Below are 19,348 nucleotides of genomic sequence, written 5' to 3'. Positions count from 1 at the left end.
CATTACTGCTTAGTGAGCGCCATCGACAGCCTTGGCGCCGCGCGGGATGCGGACGTTTTCGACCATGTGCTGGATGTGCTCCGGCGGTTCCTTGGTCATCTTGTCGACCACGAAGGCAACAGCGAAGTTGACCAGCGCACCGATCGCACCGAAGGCTTCCGGCGTGATGCCGAAGAAGCTGTTCGGACCGCCGATCATGTCGACGAAGTCGGTTCCCTTGATGAAGAAGATGCCCTTGTGTGCGAACACGTAGAACAGCACCACTGCCAGACCGGCGAGCATGCCGGCGATGGCGCCTTCCTTGTTCATCTTCTTGGAGAAGATGCCCATCATGATGGCGGGGAACAGCGAGCCAGCGGCGATACCGAAGGCCAGGGCAACCGTACCGGCAGCGAAGCCCGGCGGGTTGAGGCCGAGGTAACCGGCGATGACGATGGCGACAGCCATCGAGATCTTGCCAGCGAGCAGCTCGTTCTTTTCCGAGATGTTCGGCATGAACACGCCCTTGACCAGGTCATGCGAGACGGCAGCGGAGATCGCCATCAGCAGACCGGCAGCGGTCGACAGCGCGGCAGCCAGGCCACCGGCAGCAACCAGGGCGATGACCCAGTTCGGCAGCAGGGCGATTTCCGGGTTGGCGAGCACGATGATGTCGGCGTTGACCGTCAGTTCGTTGCCCTTCCAGCCGGCGGCTTCGGCCTTGGCCTTGGCGTCGGCGCTCTTGGTCTTGTCGTTGTAGTACTGGATGCGACCGTCGCCGTTCTTGTCCTCGAACTTGAGCAGGCCGGTCTTTTCCCAGCGCTTCATCCATTCCGGACGCTTGTCGTATTCCAGCGAGGCTTCGGCGGCATAGACATCAGCCTTGGCCTTGACGACGTCGGCATTGACCTTCATCGAGCCATCGGCAGCCGTTTCCAGGCCGACCGCGGTGTTGACCGTGCCATGCAGGTTCAGCTTGGCCATCGCGCCGACCGCCGGGGCGGTGGTGTACAGCAGGGCGATGAAGACCAGGGCCCAGCCGGCCGACGAGCGGGCGTCGGAAACCTTGGCCACCGTGAAGAAGCGCATGATGACGTGCGGCAGACCGGCGGTACCGATCATCAGCGACATCGTGTACACGAACATGTTCAGGGTGGAACCCGGAACCGAGGTCGTGTATTGGCCGAAGCCGAGGTCGGTGACGACCTGGTCGAGCTTCTGCAGCAGGGAGATGTCGGTGCCGGCAATCGACGAACCGAGGCCCAGTTGCGGGATCGGGTTGCCAGTCAGTTGCAGCGAGATGAAGATGGCCGGAACCGTGTAGGCCAGGATCAGCACGATGTACTGGGCGACCTGGGTGTAGGTGATGCCCTTCATGCCGCCGAACACGGCGTAGGCGAAGACGATGCCCATGCCGATGTAGATGCCGGTGTCGCTGGAGACGCCGAGGAAGCGGGAGAAGGCAACGCCGACGCCGGTCATCTGGCCGATGATGTAGGTGATCGATGCGGTCAGCAGACAGATCACCGCCACCGTCGAAGCGGTTTGCGAGTAGAAGCGGTCGCCGATGAACTGCGGCACCGTGAACTTGCCGAACTTGCGCAGGTACGGGGCGAGCAGCATCGCCAGCAGAACGTAGCCGCCGGTCCAGCCCATCAGGAACAGGCCACCACCGTAGCCCATGTTGGCGATCAGGCCGGCCATCGAGATGAACGAGGCTGCCGACATCCAGTCGGCGGCCGTGGCCATGCCGTTGGTGATCGGGTGGACGCTGCCGCCGGCAGCGTAGAACTCGGACGTGCTACCGGCACGTGCCCAGATCGCGATCCCGATGTACAGCGCGAAGGACGCGCCGACCACCAGGTAAGTCATAGTTTGCAGATCCATGCTGGCTCCTTAGTCTTCGTGCACGTCGAACTTGCGGTCGAGGTTGCCCATTGCCTTGGCGTAATAAAAGATCAGGGCAATGAAGATGTAGATCGAACCCTGGTGGGCAAAGAAGAAGCCCAGCGGGTAACCCCCGAGTTTGATGCTGTTCAGCGCATCGGCAAACATGATGCCGGCACCGAACGAGCACACGAACCAGATCACCAGGATTTTTCCCAGCAGTCCGAGCGTGGCTGACCAATAGGCCTTGCCTTGATCGTTCATTGTTTGTCTCCTCCAGAAAATTTGAACGGGTGGGTCGTAGCCTTACCTCACCACCACGATCTGGAGTTTGTGTTTCCAAACTTACAGCTGACTGACAAAGTTTGACTAAACGTAATTTGTTAAACAAAGCGCAAGCCGGAATAAAAAAGGGGAACCGAAGTTCCCCTTGAAGATTGAAGCAGTGTTGTTCTTGTCGATACTGGCTCAGTGGCCGCTGGCGCCGGCTGCACCAACGCCCGTTTCGGAGCGGACTTCCTGGTCGAGGTAGGCAGCGCGTTCCTTCTTCGCCTGCTCGCTGTTGTCGAGGATCGAGAACAGCCAGATGCCGACGAAGCCGATGGTCATCGAGAACAGGGCCGGCGAGGTGTAGGGGAACAGGGCGGAGCCCTTCGGATTGCCGAGCACGGCTTCCCAGATCGACGGCGAGACGACGGTCAGGCCGACCGAGGAGATCAGGCCGAGGAAGCCGCCGATGACCGCACCCTTGGTCGTGCAGTTCTTCCACAGCACCGACATGAAGAGCACCGGGAAGTTGGCCGAGGCGGCGATGGCGAAGGCCAGCGAGACCATGAAGGCGATGTTCTGCTTCTCGAAGGCGATCCCCAGCACGACGGCGACGGCACCGAGGACCAGCGTGGTGATCCGGGAGACGCGCAGTTCGGCGGCGGAATCGGCCTTGCCTTCCTTGAACACGGTGGCGTACAGGTCATGCGACACGGCGGAAGCGCCCGACAGGGTCAGACCGGCAACCACGGCCAGGATGGTGGCGAAGGCAACCGCGGAGATGAAGCCGAGGAAGACGTTGCCGCCGACCGCATTGGCCAGGTGGATGGCCGCCATGTTGCCGCCGCCGAGCAGGGCTCCCTTGGCGTCCAGGAACTGCGGGTTGGTCAGCACGAAGGTGATGGCGCCGAAGCCGATGATGAAGGTCAGGATGTAGAAGTAGCCGATCCAGGTGGTCGCCCAGAACACCGACTTGCGGGCTTCCTTGGCATCCGGCACGGTGAAGAAGCGCATCAGGATGTGCGGCAGGCCGGCGGTACCGAACATCAGCGCCATGCCGAAGGAAATGGCGGAGATCGGATCCTTGACGAAGTTGCCCGGGCCCATGATCGAAAGACCCTTGGCGGCGGCAGCGGCAGTCACGTCGACCGTGGCGGCATCGGCGCCGGCCTTGACGGCGTCGGCGATCAGGCCCTTGGCGGCGAGTTCGGTCTTGATCTTGACCGCTTCAGCGAACATCGCTTCCGGGCTGAAGCCGAAGTGCAGCAGCACCATGAAGGCCATGAACGAGGCGCCGGCGAGGAGCAGGATCGCCTTGATGATCTGCACCCAGGTGGTTGCGGTCATGCCGCCGAAGAGCACGTAGACCATCATCAGCACGCCGACGATGACCACCGCCATCCAGTACTCGAGGCCGAACAGCAGCTTGATCAGCTGGCCGGCACCGACCATCTGGGCGATCAGGTAGAAGGCGACGACGACCAGCGTGCCGGTGGCGGCAAAGGCGCGGATCGGGGTCTGCTGGAAGCGGTAGGCGGCGACGTCGGCGAAGGTGAACTTGCCGAGGTTGCGCAGGCGCTCCGCCATCAGGAAGGTGATGATCGGCCAGCCGACGAGGAAGCCGATCGAGTAGATCAGGCCGTCGTAGCCGTTGGCCATGACCGCGGCCGAAATACCCAGGAAGGAAGCGGCCGACATGTAGTCGCCGGCGATGGCCAGGCCGTTCTGGAAGCCGGTGATGCCACCGCCGGCGGTGTAGAAGTCGGCGGCCGACTTGGTCTTGGCAGCGGCCCACTTGGTGATGTAGAGGGTGCCGGCAACGAAGACGGCAAACATGATGATGGCGGTCCAGTTGGTCGCCTGCTTCTCGGCCTGGCCGAGGTCGGCGCCGGCGGCGAAGGCCGCACCGGCGACGGCGAGCAGGGCCAGCGCGCCGAACAGTTGCTTGGTCAGGTCACGCATTACTGCACCTCCTTGATGATCTCGGCCTTGAGCTTGTCGAACTCGCCGTTGGCACGGCGGACGTAGATGCCGGTGATGATGATCGTGAACGCGATGACGCCGACGCCGATGGGGATGCCGAGCGTGGTCACGCCGCTGGCGCTCAGCGGTGCCGCCAGGAATTCCTTGTCGAAGGCGATCAGCGCGATGTAGCCGTAATAGACGACGAGCATGATGATCGTCATCACCCAGCCGTACGCATTGCGGGTGTCTTTCAGTTGCTGGTACTTGGGATTGGCCCGTATGCGGGCGTAAATCTCTTGGGACATGGTCTACCTCCTCACGTTGTTGTAGCGGTTGCCTTTACTGCAACGCTTTCATCATCGGTGAGTCGACCTTACAAACGACTTAAGACGTCCGGATGTGGTTGGCCGGTTTGCGCGGCAGCTCGACGGCGGCGCTCAGGCCGCCGCCCGGCGCCGTGTCGAGGGTGATCCGGCCGCGGTGCTGGCGGACGATTTCGCGGGTGATCGCCAGGCCGAGGCCGCTGCCGGGGATCGAGCTGGTCAGGCGGCAGAAGGCCTCGAACACCCGTTCGCGTTCGGCGACCGGGATGCCTGGGCCGTCGTCCTCGACCGTGATCGTCACCGTGCCGGCGTCGCCGGCGACGCGGACGTCGATGCAGCCGCCGGCCGGGGTGTAGCGGATGGCGTTGTCGATCAGGTTGGAGAGGACGATGCGCAGCGCCTCGCGGTCGCCCTCGATGCAGCCGTCGCCGTCGACGGCGAGGCCGAGGTCGATCTGCTTGGCGGCGGCGAGGACGTCGTGTTCGATGATTTCGGTTTTTGCCAGTTCGGCGAGGTCGACCGTGGACCAGTGGCGCTGGGCGGCAAACTGCGGATCGAAACGGGCCAGGTGCAGCAACTGGTTGACCAGATGGGTGGCGCGCTCGACGCCGCGACGGAGGTTTTCCAGGGCCTCGTCGCGGGTGCGTCCCTCGGGTTCGCCGAGGGCGATGTCGGCATTGAGCTGCAGCGCCGTCAGCGGCGTGCGCAACTCGTGGGCGGCGTCGGCGATGAAGCGCTGGCGGGCGAGGAAAGCCTGGTCGAGGCGGGTCAGCATGTCGTTGAGGGCATCGACGATGACCAGCATCTCGTCCGGGTACTGGCTGCGCGACAGCGGCGACAGGAATTCCGGGTTGCGCCGCTGGATTTCCTGGCGCAACTGGCGCAGCGGCTGGAAGGCCTGGGTCGCGGCGATGGCGATGAAACTGCCCATGATGATCACCAGCACCGAGAAGGGCACGATCAGCGAGGCGCCGAACTCGCGGAACCACAGCGCCCGGGCGTTCGCCTGGTTGCCGACCTGGACGGTGACGCCGCGGTCGCTGACGACCATCGCGTGCCACTCTTCGCCCTGCCATTCGAAGGTGCTCAGCCCCGGTTTCTGGCGCGGCATCGGCAGGTCGGGCCGGGAGGCGAAGACGAGCCTGCCGTCGGCATCCCAGACCTGGCTGATGATGCTCAGATGGCGCTGCGACAGGTCGTAGATCTCCGGGTGCATGCCGTGGTGGCGCATCACCGCCCAGGCCACCTGCTCGAGCGAGAGGTCGCGGTCGCGGCTGAACTCGCTCCAGGTCAGCTGGTAGGTCAGTGCGGTGATGAAGGCGGCGGTGACGATCAGCGTGCCGATCTGCCAGGCGAGCAGCCGGGTGAGGATCGAATTCACGCGGCTTCGACCAGCTTGAAGCCGATGCCGCGGATGTTGCGGATCCAGTCCTTGCCGAGTTTCTTGCGCAGGCGGTGGAGCTGGACCTCGATCGAGTTGCTGGCGATTTCCTCGCCCCAGCCGTAGAGCCTTTCCTCGAGCTGGGTGATGCTGAGGACCTGGCCGGGCACCTCGATCAGCGCCATCAGCAGCCGGAACTCGCGGTCGGACAGGTGGATTTCCTGCTCGTCGAGGCGGACCTGACGCTTGCGCGGGTCAACCGCCAGCTTGCCCAGGCGCAACTCGCTGCTGCTCCAGCCCTGGGTGCGCCGGCGCAGCGCGAAGACGCGGGCGACCAGCTCCTCGAGGCTGAACGGCTTGACCAGATAGTCGTCGGCACCGGCGTTGAGGCCGCCGACCCGGTCCTCGACGCCGCCGCGGGCGGTGATGATGAGCACCGGCGTCTGTTTTTCGGCGCGCTTCATCCGCTCGAGGATTTCCAGCCCGTCGACGCCCGGCAGGCCGAGGTCGAGGATCAGCATGCCGTAGTCGCAGGTGGCCAGGGCACTTTCGACGCTGCGTCCGTCTTCGACCCAGTCCACCGAGAAATCGAGCTTGCGCAGGCTGGCGAGTATCGCCGAGGCGATCAGCGGATCGTCTTCGGCCAGCAATATTCTCATCGTCGCTCCCCCCGGCTGCACGTTGCAACGGCCCGGCCTGCCGCCGGCGCCTTCGCCAAAACAGGAATTCTAGTCGCATCCGGCGGCGGCGAGAACGCCGCCATGCCGGCCAGCGTCCGTGACCGGCCCGGGCCCAGTTAACGGAGGCTTCACGCTGGCTTGTCATAGTTCCCCAACATTCATTCGTGCGCATTGCGTCGCGCTTGCCGGATGAGCCTCGGGGGAAGTTAAAAGTGTCTGAAAACAAAAGGTTTTTCGATTTGTGTCGTATGGCTCGCCGGAGCCTCGTCTGGCTGCTCGCGGTGCCGGCGCTGGCCGCACACGCACAGACACCGGCCGACATCGACGCTGCTGGCCGCCAGGCTGATTTCGTCCAGCGCCAGCTGCAGGAACGCCTGCAGGAAGAAATCGAGCGGGCGCGCAAGGCGGTGCCGGCGGTCGGTGGTGCCGACCTGCGCCAGGCACCGCAGCCTGCCGTCAGCCCGGGCGGCGCCTGCCGGCAGATCGACGAACTGGTCATCGACGGCGGCGAGCGCCTGCGCCAGCGCACCGTGCGCGACCTGTCGGCACGTTTTGTCGGGCGTTGCCTCGGCGTCGCCGAGATCGAGCAGATCCTGGCCGGGATCACTGCCGATTACATCGAACAGGGCTACATCACCACGCGCGCCTACCTGCCGGCGCAGGATCTGGGCAGCGGCCGCCTGAGCATCGTCGTCGTCGAGGGCGTCATCGAGTCTTACCAGCTCGAGGGCGAGGACGCCCGCAAGATCTTCGTCCCCGGCGCCTTTCCCGGCGCGCCGGGCGATCGTCTGAACCTGCGCGACCTCGAGCAGGGGATCGACCAGATCAACCGCCTGGCGGCCAACCAGGCGACGATGGAAGTGCGTCCCGGCAGCAAGTCGGGGCAGAGCATCGTCGTCGTCCGCAACCGGCGCAGCCTGCCGGCGCACCTGTTCATGGGCTACGACAACATGGGCAGCGAATCGACCGGCAAGCACGCTTACGCGCTGACCGCGACGATCGATTCGCCGCTCGGGCTGAACGAGCGCTGGATGGTCACCCGCCGCCGCTCGCAGCCGAACGATGGCGAACACAACTCGGGCAGCGACGCCTTCGATTTCTGGGTGCCGGTCGGCAACTGGTCGCTCGGCGTCAATGTCAGCCGCTCGACCTACGTCAACGTGCTGCAGCTGGCTTCCGGCAACAAGATGCACACCAATGGCGAAACCCGGACCCAGTCGCTGACCGTCGACCGGCTGGCCTACCGCGACCAGGCGTCGAAGCTGACGGTGTTCGTCCGGGTCTCGCTGCAGGACGCGCGCAACTACATGATGCGCCAGCTGCTCGAGGTCAACAGCCGCAAGCTGGCGACCGCCGAATTCGGCGCCAACGGTTTCCTGCTCGCCGGCGGCGGCGTGATCAACGCCCAGCTGGTCTACGCGCGCGGCTTGCGGACGCTGGGGGCGCTCGAGGACCCGGACGACATCGATCCGGACGCGCCGCGCGCCCAGTTCAAGAAGATCAACCTCGATCTCGGCTACAGCCGCGCGCTGGCCATCGGCGAACTGTCCCTGAACTGGTCGAGCCAGCTCAGCTACCAGTACGCCCGGCGCCCGCTCTACGGTTCGCAGCAGATCCAGATCGGCGGCATCGGCAGTGTCCGCGGCTTCATGCGCAACAGCATCGCCGGCGACCGCGGTTACTACTGGCGCAACGAACTGGCCTGGCCGTGGCAGGCCGCTTTCGCCGGCGAAAGCTGGCGCGGCCGGCTGTATGCCGCCTACGACACCGGCAGCGTCCGCGGCATCGCCAGCGGTACCGCCCACGGCCAGCTGGCCGGCGCCACCGTCGGCCTTTCCGCGCAGTGGCGCGGGGCCGCCTGGGAGCTCTACAACAGCCGCCCGGTCGACGTGCCGGTCGCCTGGAAGAAGGAAGCGCCGCAAACCTGGTTCCGTGTCTCTTACGCATTTTGAGGATTGATCGATCATGAACCGCATTTATCGAATCGTTTGGAATGCCAGCCGCGGTGTCTGGGTGGCCGTCGCCGAATGCGCCAGGAGCCACGGCAAGAGCAAGTCGGCGGCAGCGCTCGTGCTGCTCGCGCCGACGCTGCTACAGGCGCAGACCCCGTCGGCGGTATCGGCCGGGGGGACGACCACCACCTATGTCGCACCGAACGGGGCGACCGTCGTCAATATCGCCGACAGCAACGCGGCCGGCCTGTCGCACAACAAGTTCACCCAGTACAACGTCGATCCCAAGGGGCTCGTCCTCAACAATGCCCAGGCGACGCAGCTGTCGGTGACCTCGCAGCTGGCCGGCCAGGTGATGACCAACACCAACCTGACGCGCCAGGCGACGGTGATCCTCAACGAAGTCGTCAGCAATCGCCGCTCGGAGCTCAACGGCTTCACCGAGGTGCTCGGCGGCAAGGCCGACGTCGTCGTCGCCAATCCCTACGGGATCACCTGCCAGGGCTGCGGCTTCATCAACAGCGACCGGGTCACGCTGACCACTGGCGCGCCTTTCCTCAACAACGACGGCTCGCTTGGCGGTTTCGAGGTGCGCCAGGGCGATATCGCGATCGCCGGCGACGGCCTCAACGCCAGCGCCCAGCAGATTCTCGACCTGGTCGCCCGGGCCGTGCGCGTGGACGGCAAGGTCAACGCCGCCGACCTCGGCGTCAGCCTCGGCGCCCATCGCTGGAGCTACGCCAGCCGCGCCGCGAGCGCACCGCTGGCCGGGATCGGCAGCGTCAGCTACGCCCTCGACAGCTCGCTGCTCGGCGGCATGTACGCCGACCGCATCCGCATCGTCGCCACCGAAGGCGGCGTCGGTGTGCGCATGCTCGGCGAGATGGCGGCGACCGCCGGCGAGTTCACGCTCAGCGCCGAAGGGCGCATCGAGATCGCCGGCAAGCTCTCGGCCCAGACCGACCTGAGCCTGCGCAGCGGCGACCAGGCGGCGGATGCGATCCGTTTGACCGGCGGCGGCCTGGCGGCACGCCGTGACCTCGACCTGACGGCGGCCGGCGGCATCGTGCTGCGCGGCGGCGCGCTGGTCGCCGGCGACGATCTGACGCTGCAGGCGGCGCAGCTCGACGACGCCGCGCAGGGCGCCGGCGGCGCCGACGACAACCGGCGCTACGCCGGCGACAGCATGGCGCTGACGGTCGGCGGCCGGGCGGCGATCGACGGCACCGCCTGGGGCAGTGGCCAGGGCTGGTCGGCGGCTTTCGGCACCACCGCGCTCGGCGGCGCCGGCACGCTGCTCTACGCCGGCGGACCGCTGCAGCTGCGCAGCGACGGCGGCACCGATCTCGGCGCGGCAACGCTGCGCGCCGGCAGCGACCTGACGCTGGCCAGCGGCGGCGCGCTGAGTCTGGCGGGCACCGTCCAGAGCGTTGGCGGCGACCTCGACCTGAGCGCCGGCGGCCTCGCCAACGCCGGCACGCTCAGCGCCGACGCCGGCGCGCTGACGATCCGCGCCGGCGGGACCAGCAACAGCGGCACGATCTACGGCAAGCGTGCGATCGACATCGCCGACGCCGCCGGCAACGGCAGCGCCGCCTTCAACAACAGCGGCCGGCTGCTCAGCGACGGCAGCCTCAGCCTGCTTGCCAGCAGCGCCGGCAACGCCGCTGCCGGCTGGATCCAGGCCCGCGACGGCAGCACCGTCTCGGTCGCCAGCCTGAGCAATTTCGGCAGCTGGCTGCTGTCGACCGTCAACGTCGGCAGCGACCGGGTGACGGTGGCCAATGCCCTCGCCAACAGCGGCCTGCTGCAGTCGGGGCGTGCTTTCGCGCTGAGCGCCGGCAGCACCGACAACGCCGGCAAGCTGCTCGCCGCCGGGGCTTTCGACCTGAACAGCGGCAATTTCACGAATACCGCGGGCGGCGTCCTCCAGGGCGGCGCCCTGGCGTTGACGGCGGCCCGCGTCGACAACCAGGCCGGTGCCACGATCAAGGGCGACAGCGTCGCCCTGAGTGCGAGCGCCGGGCTCGACAACGCCGGCACCTTGAGCGCCGGGAACGGCGCACTGACCATCCGTGCCGCCGGCACCAGCAACAGCGGCACGGTCTATGGCAAGACCGCGGTCGATATCGCCGACGCCGCCGGCAACGGTAGCGCCGCCTTCGTCAACCGCGGCACGCTGATCAGCGACGGGACGCTGGCGCTGCTCGCCAGCAGCGCCGAGAACCAGAGCGCCGATCCTTTGCAACCTGACAACGCCTGGATTCAGGCCGCGACCGGCAGCACCGTCTCGGTCGCCAGCCTGAGCAATTTTGGCAGCTGGCTGCTGTCGACCGTCAACGTCGGCAGCGACCGGGTGACGGTGGCCAACGCCCTCGCCAACCGCGGCCTGCTGCAGTCGGGGCGCGCGCTCGTGCTGAGCGCCGGCAGCACCGACAACGCCGGCAAGCTGCTCGCCGCCGGGGCTTTCGACCTGGGCACCGGCAATTTCACGAATACCGCGGGCGGTGTCCTCCAGGGCGGCGCGCTGGCGCTGACGGCGGCCCGCGTCGACAACCAGGCCGGCGCCACGATCAAGGGCGACAGCGTCGCCCTGAGCGCAAGCGCCGGGCTCGACAACGCCGGTACCTTGAGCGCCGAGAACGGTGCGCTGACCATCCGCGCCGCCGGCACCAGCAACAGCGGCACGGTCTACGGCAAGACCGCGGTCGATATCGCCGACGCCGCCGGCAACGGCAGCGCCGCCTTCGTCAACCGCGGCACGCTGATCAGCGACGGGACGCTGGCGCTGCTCGCCAGCAGCGCCGAGAACAAGAGTGCCGATGCCCAGCAGCCGAATCAAGCCTGGATCCAGGCGGCGGCCGGCAGCACCGTCTCGGTCGCCAGCCTGAGCAATTTCGGCACCTGGCTGCTGTCGACCGTCAACGTCGGCAGCGACCGGGTGACGGTGGCCAATGCGCTCGCCAACAGCGGCCTGCTGCAGTCCCGGCGCGATCTGGTTGTCGCTGCGGCGAGCGTGGACAACGCCGGCAAGCTGCTCGCCACCGCTGCCTTCGACCTGAGCAGCGGCAATTTCACGAATACCGCCGGTGGCGTGCTCCAGGGCGGCACCCTGGCGCTGACGGCAGCCCGTGTCGACAACCAGGGCGGGGCGACGATCAAGGGCGGCAGCGTCGCCCTGACGGCGAGCGCCGGGCTCGCCAACGCCGGCACGCTGAGCGCCGAAAAAGACGCACTGACCATTCGCGCCGCCGGCACCAGCAACAGCGGCACGATCTACGGCAAGACCGCGGTGGACATTGCCGACGCCGCCGGCGACGACAGCGCCGCCTTCGTCAACAGTGGCACGCTGATCAGCGACGGCAGTTTCAAGCTGCTCGCCAGCAGCGCCGAGAACAACAGCAACGACGCCCAGCAGCCGGACAAGGCCTGGATCCAGGCGCGGAGCGGCAGCGTCGTCAAGGTCGCCAGCCTGAGCAATTTTGGCACCTGGCTGCTGTCGACCCTCAGCGTCGCCGACAAGGAAGACCAGCTGGACGTCGGCAACACCCTGAACAACGCCGGCAAGCTGCTGGGGGCGAACGACCTGACGCTGGTCGCCGGCACCCTGAACAACAGCAAGTCGCTGGCTGCCGGCGGCACCCTGTCGATCGCCGGCGACAACCTCGACATCGACAATGCCAAGGGCGCGACGATCCAGGCCGAACGCCTGGTCCTCAGCGGTAATCGCCTGGTCAACAAGGGCACCATCCAGGGCGGTGCGGCGGCCGACAGCACGCTCAGCTTCGATACGCTGGAAAACGCCGTCGACGCCACGCTGACGCTGGCCGACGAGGCGGCCGGCGGCGGCAGCATCAACGTCCGCCGGCTCGACAACGACGGCACGCTGCAGTCCTACGGCAGCCTGACTGTCAATTACAGCGCGGCGATCGACAACGCCAAGACGCTGCTCAGCGGCGGCGCGATGACGCTGCGCAGCACCTCGGCCGGCGGCCGCATCGACGTCGGCGGCAGCGGTACCCTCCAGGCCGGCGGCGTGCTCGACATCGACGCCGCCGACGGCGGTCGCGGCGTCGTCCTCGACATCGCCAAGGGCGGCCTGGTCCTCGGCGACACCGTCGATATCGCCGTCGGCACGCTGGCGCTGGCTGACGAGGCCCGCCTGTCGTCGACGCGCAACATGCAGGTCTACGCCAACACGCTGACGCTGGCCGGCAGCAAGAGCCAGATCCTCGCCGTCACCGGCGGCAGTGGCTGGGCCAAAATCGAGCTGATCAACGATTTCGCCAACGACGGCCTGATCTATTCGGCCGGCCAGCTGGATTTCGCCACCGACGGCAAGATCGACAACAACCAGAACGGCGCCTTTGCTGCGCAGAAGGACCTGCTGGTCAAGGCGCGCGGCGGGAACGTGACCAACCGCGGCGCCATCTGGAGCGGCAAAACGGCCTCGGTGACGGCGTCGAACACGCTGACCAACGTCGGTACGCGCAGCAGCGCCGTCGGTACCATCGATGCCGACGAGGCGGTCAAGCTGGTGGCCAGCGAAATCGTCAACAACAGCACGATCAGCAGCCTCGGCAACATCACGCTGCAGGCCGGGACGATCCGCAACGAGATTCAGGGCGGGGATGACCGGGTCTGGGGCGGCACGACGTCGAAGGTGACCAAGGAGCTGTCCAATCCGCAACAGAAATCCGATCCGGAATACAAGGAAGGCATCCTGACCTACGTCTTTCCGGACAACTGGTACGAGCATTTCTACAAGGACTCGTGGTCGCGCGACCAGTATTACAGCGGCGGCAAGCCGACTTTCAAACCCCAGATCGTCGGCGCCGAAACGGTCAAGCTGGCGGGCTTTTCCTATGCCGTGAATCTGGGCGGGGTGATTTCCGGGAAGAACGTCGAGATCCTCGGCAACGGCGGTAGCAAGTTCTTCAACGATGACCTGGCGTTGAAGCGGGAGTACATTGTCGACCGCTACTCGACGCTGACGCACTACATCGGTCTGGTCAATGCGAGCGTGGGGACGTATGAAGACGATTACGACCCGCATCACAATTCGGTGGTGACCAAAACCACCGCGACCATCGACAGCATCGGTGCCGGCGTCTTTGCGACGAACAGGCTGGACATCACGGCCGAGGAAGTCGGGCAGAAGTCGTCGGTTTCGGGTTCCACGCCCTATGCTGCGCAACAGCATTCGAAGTCGGCAACCGCCCCGACCGGCACGTCGACGACGGGAACAAGCGACATCGGGGTCGGTGCCGGTCGCAGCTACGACGGTGGGCAGGACGAGGGCGGCGGACAGACCGCCACCTATACCAGCAGCGGCAAGATCGATTCCCGTACCGGTGCCGTGGTGGCGCCGTCGACCCCGGCGACGCCGCAAGGGCCGGTCAGCTTCGGCGGTGTCACGATCAACCTGCCGAGCAGCCCAAACGGCTATTTCGTCATCGCCACCGCGCCGAATGCGCGCTACCTGGTCGAGAGCAATCCGCGCTACCTGTCGGCCGGCAATTTCGCCGGTTCCGACCTGCTCGCCAAGCAGCTCGGCTACGATCCGGACACGCTGGCCAAGCGCCTCGGCGACGGTGCCTACGAGGCCTATCTGGTTCGCCAGGAACTGGTTGCCCAGGTTGGCCGGGCGATGCTCGCCGGCTTCTCCAGCGAGAGCAGCCAGATGCAGTACCTGATGGACAACGCCGCCAAGGAAGCCAAGCAGCTTGGCCTGGAATGGGGCAAGGCGCCGAGCGCGGCGCAGGTGGCGGCGCTGAAGAGCGACGTCGTGTGGATGGTCGAGCAGGAAGTGTCCGGCCAGCGCGTGCTGGTCCCGGTCGTCTACCTCTCGGCCGAGACCCGCGCCAGCATCGAAACCGGCGCGGTGATCGCCGGCGCTGACGTGAACATCAATGTCGACCGCTTCGACAACGTCGGCGGCACCGTCGCCGGCGCCAAGACGTTGAGCATCGTTGCCAAGCAGGACATCACCAACCTCTCGGGGACGATCAAGGGCGGCGATGTCAACCTGACCTCGACCGAGGGCAGCGTCGTCAATCGCACCTACAGCAGCGGTTCCGGCAACGACGAGTTCTACACCACCGATATCGGTCGTACCGCGCAGATCATCTCGACCGGCGACCTGACGATAGACGCCAAGCGCAGCATCGACGTCGTCGGGGCCCAGGTCAATGCCGGCGGCAATGCGACGCTGAACGCCGGCGACGGGGTCAATTTCGACAGCCTCGAGAAACGCACGACGACCTCCACCAGCACCGGCTCGCAAGGGCTTTTCGGTAGCAGCAGCAAGAGTTCGACGACGACCACCGTCGAGCAGCTGAAGTCCGGCCTGACCGTCGGTGGCAACCTGGCCGCCAAGTCGGGCAAGGACATCACCTTTGCCGCCACCGACGTCAAGGTCGGCGGCGACGCGGCGCTCGACGCGGCAGGTGCGGTCAACATCGTCAGCAAGGCAGATACCACCAAGACCACCGAGACCAGCAAGGAGAGCGGTCTCGGCGTCGGCGGCGGGCTCTGGGGCGAAACCACGACGACCAGGACGCAGACGGTCAGCAAGAACGTCGCCAGCAGCTTCGCGGTCGGCGGCGACGCCAGCATCAAGGCCGGCAAGGACGTCACGCTGCAGGGCTCCAGCCTCGATGTTGGCGGCGATGCCGACATCAAGGCGAGCAACATCAACGTGCTGGCCGGGCTCGACAAGGTCGAGACGCATACCGAGACGACGACCACGACCTTCCTCCGGGTGACCGACGGCAAGGGCTCGGCCGACGCCTCGGCCGGGGCGGTGGCCAAGGGCGACGCCGGCAAGGCCGGCCTGAGCGGCAACGTCGGCGCCAGCGCCCAGGCCTCGGCCGAAGGCAGCGGCGGTCTTGAACTGATGGCCAATGAAAAGACGGTGACCGACAGCCTGTCGGCGCGCAATGTGGCGTCGACGATCAAGGTCGGCGGCAATACCCGCCTGAGCGCCGACGGCACGGTCAAGGTCCAGGGGTCGAGCATCGACACCGCCGGCAACACGACGATCCAGGCGCGCGATGTCGAGGTGCTCGCCGGGCGCGACGTCGACATCTCGGTGACGACCAGCGACAAGACCTCGATCGGCCTGATGGCCAGCTCGAGCAACAGCGCCGGTGCCGGGGCGTCGGCCAACGGCAGCGTCGGGGTCGGTGGCGTTGCCGTCGGTGCCGGCGTCGGCGCCAGTGCCCGCAGCGAGAGCAGCGTCAACTTCCTCGAATCGACGCAGAGCAAGGAAACCAGCCTGGAGATCCGCAACCAGGCCGCCGGCATCAAGAGCGGCGGCAACATGAGCGTCGATGCCAAGAACAAGGTCGTGCTCGAAGGCAGCCAACTGGCTGCCGGCGGCAACATGGACCTGCGCGCGGCGAGCGTCGATGTGCGGACCTCCGAGGATGTCTCGCTGAAGACCACCGAGACCACCAGGACCAGCGTCGGCCTGATGCTCGGCAGCAACAACGAGGCCGGCGCCGGCGGTTCGGCGGCGGCCGGGGGCGCAGCCCTGCTGCCGTCGGCGAAGGCATCGGCGAGTGCCGGTTCCGACAACACCCTCGACGTGTTGCGGGTCGAGACCGGCAAGACCAGCACGCTCGAGACGCGCAACAACAAGTCCGGGATCAGCGCCGGCGGCGACCTGTCGCTGACCGCCAAGGATCTCACCGTCAAGGGCTCGGACATCGCCGCCGGCGGCGACGTCGCGCTGAAGGCCGAGAACATGCGCTTCCTGGCTGCCGACGACCGCAAGGAAACGAGCAGCAGCAAGAACACCACCTCGGTCGGCCTCTACGCCGGCGCCAACGCCGGTGCCAATGCCGAGGCGCAGTTGAACGCCAAGGCCGGGGCCTCGGCCGAGATCAGCATGGGCTACCGCGTCAACAACGTCGACGAGAAGTCGGTCAGCGGCAGCACGACGGCCGTGGTGTCGACGATCAAGGCCGGCGGCGATCTCACCCGCGACGCCGGCGGCGGCACCATCCGCGATGTCGGCACGCAGATCGACGTCGGCGGTTCGATGAACCAGCGCGCCGGCACCATCGAATCGCTGGCGGCCCGCGATACCACCTACGAATCCTCGACCAAGCTCGACAACACCGCCAAGGTCGGCATGTACGCCGGCGCCTCGGCGCAGGCCGGGGTCACTTCCGGGGCCGGCTACGATGCCTCGGTCGGCGGCCGCGTCAGCGCCAGTTCGTCGTACGAGAAGACCAGCGCCGACACCTCGACTGCGATCGCGTCGACGATCCGCGTCGGCAAGGGCTTCAGCAGCGAGTCGTCGGGCAAGACGACGCTCGAGGGAACGCGCATCGCGGCCGGCGGCGACGTCGCCATCCAGGCCGCTTCGCTCGACTACAAGGCAGCGCAGAACACTGCCAGCAGCCGTTCCGAGAAAATCGATGCCGGCGCGGTGTTGACCGTCAACGTCAATGCCCAGAGCGTCGTCGGCGGCAGCCTCAGCGTCAGTGCCTCGGGGGCGACGGCCGACAAGTCGCGCGTCCAGGAAGTCGGCGGTTCGATCCAGTCGGGCGGCAACGTCCGCATCAAGACCAGCGGCGACACCACGCTCAAGGGCACCAGCATCGAGTCGGCCGGCAGCACGACGCTCGACGCCGGCGGCAAGCTCAACCTGCTGGCGGCGGAAGACCGGACGACGGCGAGCAGCCGCGGCGCCGACGCCTCGGTCAATATCGGCATGAGCACCGGCGGCAAGGCCGGCAGCGGCGGCAAGTCGCAGACCGGCGGCATGCTCGAGGTCAGCGCCGGCTACAACCAGTCGGACAGCAGCAGCTCGACCAAGAGCGGCGTGAACATTCGCAGCGGCGGCGACACCACGCTGCGCAGCGGCGGCGACATGGACCTCGAAGGCACCAAGATCGCCAGCGCCGGCGATACCACGCTCAACGCCGGCGGCAACATGCAGCTGCGGGCGGCGCAGAACACCAGCAGCTCGACCGCCTTCGGTCTCAGCGCCGGTGTCGGCGTCAGCCAGGAGACCTCGCGCGGCGCCACGGAAACGAGCACGACGCGCAAGGCCGACCTGAGCGGTGCCGCCAACCTCGATATCGAACGCAGCACCAGCTACGACGCGGTCTCGATCAACAGCGGCGGCCGCTCGCAGGTCAGCGCCGGCAAGGATCTGCGCAACGAAGGCGCGGCGGTGAGCGGGGCATCGACGTCGGTCACCGCCGCCGGCAAGGTCACCGATGTCGTCCAGAAGGACTCGTCGATGGCGCTTTCGCTCGGCATCCAGGCCGACGTCACCTTGAGCAAGACGACCACCAAGCCGAACACGCCGGCTGCCGGCGACAGCGGCGATCAGGGCAAGGGCGCCGCGCCGGAGGACAAATCGGTGCCGCCCAAGGACGACAAGACACCGCCGGCCGGCGACGACGCCGGCAAGGCCGCTCCGCCGGCGCCGGCCGATGACGGCAAGGGCCCGGGCAACAAGGGCGACGACGATGGCAAGGGCGCACCGGCGCCCCAGACTCCGCCGGCACCGGGCGGTGGCGACAGTGATTCCGACGCCGGCAAGGGCGGTGCGGATGACGGCAAGGGGGCCCCGGCTCCGCTGCCGCAACCGGCGCCGATCGACGGTGGCAAGGGTTCGGATGCCGGCAAGGGCGGTACGGATGACGGCCAGGGGGCCCCGGCGCCGCTGCCGCAACCGGCACCGATCGACGGTGGCAAGGGTTCGGATGCCGGCAAGGGCGGTGCGGATGATGGCAAGGGGGCTCCGGCGCCGCTGCCGCAACCGGCACCGATCGACGGTGGCAAGGGTTCGGATGCCGGCAAGGGCGGTGCGGATGATGGCAAGGGCGGTGCGGATGATGGCAAGGGGGCCCCGGCTCCGCTGCCGCAACCGGCACCGATCGACGGCGGCAAGGGTTCGGATGCCGGCAAGGGTGGCGCGGATGATGGCAAGGGAGCTCCGGCTCCGCTGCCGCAACCGGCACCGATCGACGGTGGCAAGGGTTCGGATGCCGGCAAGGGTGGCGCGGATGATGGCAAGGGAGCTCCGGCTCCGCTGCCGCAACCGGCGCCGATCGACGGCGGCAGGGGTTCGGATGCCGGCAAGGGTGGCGCCGATGTCGCACCGATCGACCTGAAGATCCCGCTGCCGCCGCCGATCGACGGTGGCAAGGGTTCGGACGCCGGCAAGGGTGGTGCCGATGTTGCGCCGATCGACCTGAAGATTCCGCTGCCGCCGCCGATCGACGGCGGCAAGGGTTCGGATGCCGGCAAGGGCGGCACCGATGTCGCGCCGATCGACCTGAAGATCCCGCTGCCGCCGCCGATCGACGGTGGCAAGGGTTCGGACGCCGGCAAGGGTGGCGCCGATGTCGCGCCGATCGACCTGAAGATCCCGCTGCCGCCGCCGATCGACGGTGGCAAGGGTTCGGATGCCGGCAAGGGTGGCGCCGATGTCGCGCCGATCGACCTGAAGATCCCGCTACCGCCGCCGATCGACGGCGGCAAGGGTTCGGATGCCGGCAAGGGCGGCGCCGATGTTGCGCCGATCGACCTGAAGATTCCGCTACCGCCGCCGATCGACGGCGGCAGGGGTTCGGACGCCGGCAAGGACGGCGCCGATGTCGCACCGATCGACCTGAAGATTCCGCTGCCGCCGCCGATCGATGGCGGCAAGGGTTCGGACGCCGGCAAGGGTGGCGCCGATGTCGCGCCGATCGACCTGAAGATCCCGCTGCCGCCGCCGATCGACGGCGGCAAGGGTTCGGACGCTGGCAAGGGCGGCGCCGATGTCGCGCCGATCGACCTGAAGATTCCGCTGCCGCCGCCGATCGACGGCGGCAAGGGTTCGGATGCCGGCAAGGGCGCGGGGCGTCCGGGGGCGGCCTGAGGCGAGGGGATCGGTTATTCTTG

General features: G+C 67.2%; 8 protein-coding genes. 2 read left to right on the top strand and 6 right to left on the bottom strand.

What is annotated here, in order from left to right:
- Positions 1-9: 9 nt before the first annotated feature.
- The 6 genes from DFR40_RS14990 to DFR40_RS14965 form a co-directional block, all read right to left on the bottom strand.
- Positions 10-1,866 (bottom strand): sodium:solute symporter family protein, encoded by a 1,857-nt coding sequence (locus DFR40_RS14990; protein ID WP_121459313.1) that lies wholly within the window; start codon positions 1,864-1,866, stop codon positions 10-12.
- Positions 1,867-1,875: 9 nt separating this feature from the next.
- The gene (locus DFR40_RS14985) at positions 1,876-2,130 is read right to left on the bottom strand and encodes a DUF4212 domain-containing protein (RefSeq protein WP_121459312.1); all 255 of its coding nucleotides are present in this window, start codon (positions 2,128-2,130) and stop codon (positions 1,876-1,878) included.
- A 204-nt stretch (positions 2,131-2,334) separates the two neighbouring features.
- Positions 2,335-4,095 carry a cation acetate symporter gene (locus DFR40_RS14980; RefSeq protein ID WP_121459311.1) on the bottom strand — a complete coding sequence of 587 codons (1,761 nt, stop codon included), beginning with the start codon at positions 4,093-4,095 and terminating at the stop codon, positions 2,335-2,337.
- Positions 4,095-4,403: a DUF485 domain-containing protein gene (locus DFR40_RS14975; protein ID WP_121459310.1), complete on the bottom strand. Its 309-nt coding sequence runs from the start codon at positions 4,401-4,403 to the stop codon at positions 4,095-4,097. The genes DFR40_RS14980 and DFR40_RS14975 overlap by 1 nt, the downstream gene beginning before the upstream one ends.
- Before the next feature lie 79 nt (positions 4,404-4,482).
- Complete coding sequence (locus tag DFR40_RS14970) at positions 4,483-5,802, bottom strand: sensor histidine kinase (RefSeq protein WP_121459309.1); 1,320 nt, start codon at positions 5,800-5,802, stop codon at positions 4,483-4,485.
- A complete protein-coding gene (locus DFR40_RS14965; protein ID WP_121459308.1) occupies positions 5,799-6,461 on the bottom strand; it encodes a response regulator in 663 nt (220 codons plus the stop codon). Before DFR40_RS14965 ends, DFR40_RS14970 begins: the two co-directional genes overlap by 4 nt.
- 269 nt (positions 6,462-6,730) lie before the next feature.
- Between DFR40_RS14965 and DFR40_RS14960 the strand changes: the two genes are divergently transcribed.
- Together DFR40_RS14960 and DFR40_RS14955 are read left to right on the top strand one after the other, a co-directional pair.
- On the top strand, positions 6,731-8,434 hold the full coding sequence (locus DFR40_RS14960; protein ID WP_121459307.1) for a ShlB/FhaC/HecB family hemolysin secretion/activation protein: 1,704 nt from the start codon (positions 6,731-6,733) through the stop codon (positions 8,432-8,434).
- A gap of 13 nt (positions 8,435-8,447) precedes the next feature.
- A complete protein-coding gene (locus DFR40_RS14955; RefSeq protein ID WP_121459306.1) occupies positions 8,448-19,325 on the top strand; it encodes a hemagglutinin repeat-containing protein in 10,878 nt (3,625 codons plus the stop codon).
- The last annotated feature ends 23 nt before the right edge of the window (positions 19,326-19,348 follow it).

The sequence above is a fragment of the Azonexus fungiphilus genome, assembly GCF_003634965.1.
In the GTDB taxonomy this organism is placed as follows: Bacteria; Pseudomonadota; Gammaproteobacteria; order Burkholderiales; family Rhodocyclaceae; genus Azonexus; species Azonexus fungiphilus.
The sequence above is the reverse complement of the archived record's forward strand: the minus strand, read 5'-3'. Positions and strand labels throughout refer to the sequence as shown.